General features: G+C 59.1%; 3 protein-coding genes. All 3 read left to right on the top strand.

Annotation, left to right across the window (positions count from 1 at the left end; genetic code table 11):
- Positions 1 to 54 precede the first annotated feature (54 nt).
- The 3 genes from Q8K05_RS15280 (at position 55) to fabG (ending at position 2,285) form a co-directional block, all read left to right on the top strand.
- Positions 55 to 528 (top strand): hypothetical protein, encoded by a 474-nt coding sequence (locus tag Q8K05_RS15280; RefSeq protein ID WP_305247484.1) that lies wholly within the window; start codon positions 55 to 57, stop codon positions 526 to 528.
- Between the two features lie 63 nt (positions 529 to 591).
- Entirely contained in the window at positions 592 to 1,542 is a 951-nt protein-coding gene (gene fabD, locus Q8K05_RS15275; protein ID WP_305247483.1) for an ACP S-malonyltransferase, read from the top strand.
- The gene (gene fabG / locus Q8K05_RS15270) at positions 1,539 to 2,285 is read left to right on the top strand and encodes a 3-oxoacyl-ACP reductase FabG (protein ID WP_305247482.1); all 747 of its coding nucleotides are present in this window, start codon (positions 1,539 to 1,541) and stop codon (positions 2,283 to 2,285) included. The genes fabD and fabG overlap by 4 nt, the downstream gene beginning before the upstream one ends.
- Positions 2,286 to 2,479: the final 194 nt, after the last annotated feature.

Below are 2,479 nucleotides of genomic sequence, written 5' to 3'. Positions count from 1 at the left end.
CTGGGCGCGGCCCAGTTGCCGCTGCTGGCTTACTTGCGCGGCATCAGTTCTGACTTGAGCATCACGCTGGTCATGCTGGCTTGCGTGGTGCTGGCTCACCGTTTGCGGGGGCTTCGCTTCATTGACCAGCGGGAGCGAATGGCACTGAATGCTGCGGTGGCTGCTGCAGCCCTGTTTTTATATCCTCTCGCGCTGGGCTGGGGCGACTGGGATCCTTACCGGGCGGGCTGGGGCGCACCCGGCATGTTGGTGGGCTTGCTGGCCGTGACACTATTTTGTTGGGTCAATGGGCTGCGGCTTTTGCCCATGCTGGTGGCGGTGGCTCTGCTCGCATGGACTTTTGACCTGCTGGAATCCACCAATCTTTGGGACTACCTCCTGGATCCATGGCTGGCAACCGCTGCGATTTTTCAGTGCATGAAGTGGGTCCTCGACCAATTGCGGACACGATGGAGACCGGTGAAAGCAGGTGCTTTTGCCGGCATCCCCCTTGATGCGCCGGCAGCAGCACCTGTCGCCGCTGATTGATATGTTCTTAGAATCAGTGCAGATTTTCCAGATGTTGATGAACTTGATAACCGGAGTAATTATTTGAAACCATTCGCTTTTGTTTTTCCCGGCCAGGGCTCACAGTCGCTCGGCATGCTGGACGCTTGGGGTGAACATCCTGTCATCACGCAAACGCTGGCAGAAGCCTCCGACGCGCTGGGCCAGGACTTGGCCCGGCTCATCAAGGAGGGCCCCAAGGATGCCTTGGCCTTGACGACCAACACCCAGCCCGTAATGCTCGTGGCGGGCGTGGCCAATTACCGTGCGTGGATGGCTGAAACCGGTGCCGCGCCTGCTGTTGTGGCTGGGCACTCCCTGGGTGAATACGCTGCGCTGGTGGCTTCGGGCGTGCTGACGCTGGCGCAGGCGGCGCCTCTGGTGCGCTTTCGTGCGCAGGCGATGCAGGACGCCGTTCCTGTGGGGGTAGGGGCGATGGCGGCGATTCTGGGACTGGAGGCCGCCAAGGTCATTGAAGGATGCGCCGAAGCAGTGCGGACGTTTGGACTCGATACCGCTGAAGTGGTTGAAGCCGTCAATTTCAATGACCCTCTGCAAACCGTCATTGCGGGCAGCAAGGCTGCGGTGGAAAAAGCGCGTGAAATACTCAAGGCCAAGGGTGCAAAACGTGCCTTGCTCTTGTCTGTTTCGGCGCCGTTCCACTCGAGTTTGATGAAGCCCGCAGCCGAGAGGCTCAAGGAAAAACTGGAGGCGGTCCATTTTGCGGCCCCCCAAATTCCTGTCATTAACAATATTGACGTGGCTATCGAAGTGGACGCTGATCGCATTCGGGCGGCGCTGGTTGCGCAGGCGTTTGGTCCGGTGCGCTGGGTGGAGTGTGTGCAGGCCATCAAGGCGCGGGGGCTGACCCATGTGGTCGAATGCGGTCCGGGTAAGGTGCTGGCCGGCATGGTCAAAAGAATTGATCCGGAATTGATGGGGACACCCTTGTTTGATCCAGCCTCTTTGGCTGAAGTGAAGGAGATGCTGGCATGAGCGAAGTGAAATTTGAAGGACAGGTTGCACTGGTTACCGGCGCCTCGCGCGGCATAGGCGCCGCGATTGCGCTTGAATTGGCCCAAAAGGGCCTGAAGGTAATCGGCACGGCGACCAGTGATGAGGGGGCTGCAAAAATCAGCCACGTCCTGGCGGCATTTCCGGGCTGTGTCGGCAAGAACCTGAATGTGAACGATGCGGCAGCGGCCGAGGCGCTGATAGACAGCATTGTCAAAGAACACGGCGGTTTGCAGGTGTTGGTGAACAATGCGGGCATCACGCGCGACATGCTGGCGATGCGCCTCAAGGACGATGATTGGGATGCGGTGCTCGACACCAATCTGAAGGCGGTGTTCCGCATGAGCCGCGCGGTGATGCGCACCATGATGAAGCAGCGCTATGGCCGCATCATCAGCATTACCTCGGTGGTGGGCGCCTCAGGCAATGCCGGTCAGGCCAACTATGCGGCGGCCAAGGCAGGCGTAGCGGGCATGACGCGTGCGCTGGCGCGCGAACTCGGGTCGCGCAATATCACCGTCAATTGTGTGGCGCCTGGCTTTATCGAAACCGACATGACGGCCGGCTTGTCCGAAGAGCAGCAAAAAGCACTCCTTGGACAAATCCCCTTGGGCCACCTCGGCAAGCCCAGGGACATTGCGCATGCGGTGGCGTTCATCGCGAGTCCGCAAGCGTCTTACATCACGGGCCAGGAAATTCATGTCAATGGCGGCATGTACATGTAGCATCCCGTTGGCCGCCGGTGTCATGTTGACCTTGCGGGGTGTCATGAAAACAGCGGGCTGACAGTGTTAAAACACAGGAAATCGACGCCGGTTTTTATCCGTCCGGCCCGGCGCTCAGGGGCATGGCTCTAACGCGGTAAAATCACGGATTAATTTACAACTCCCAGAGAAAACTATGAGCGATATCGAAGCAC

The sequence above is a fragment of the Polaromonas sp. genome (assembly GCF_030682935.1).
Classification (GTDB): Bacteria; Pseudomonadota; Gammaproteobacteria; order Burkholderiales; family Burkholderiaceae_C; genus Polaromonas.
Note: the sequence above shows the minus strand (reverse complement) of the source record. Positions and strands in the feature narration are given on the sequence as shown.

What these genes read in the sequence shown, in the direction of transcription:
- fabG (WP_305247482.1), top strand. Translation starts at nt 1,539, where the DNA reads ATGAGCGAAGTGAAATTTGAAGGACAGGTTGCACTGGTTACCGGCGCC.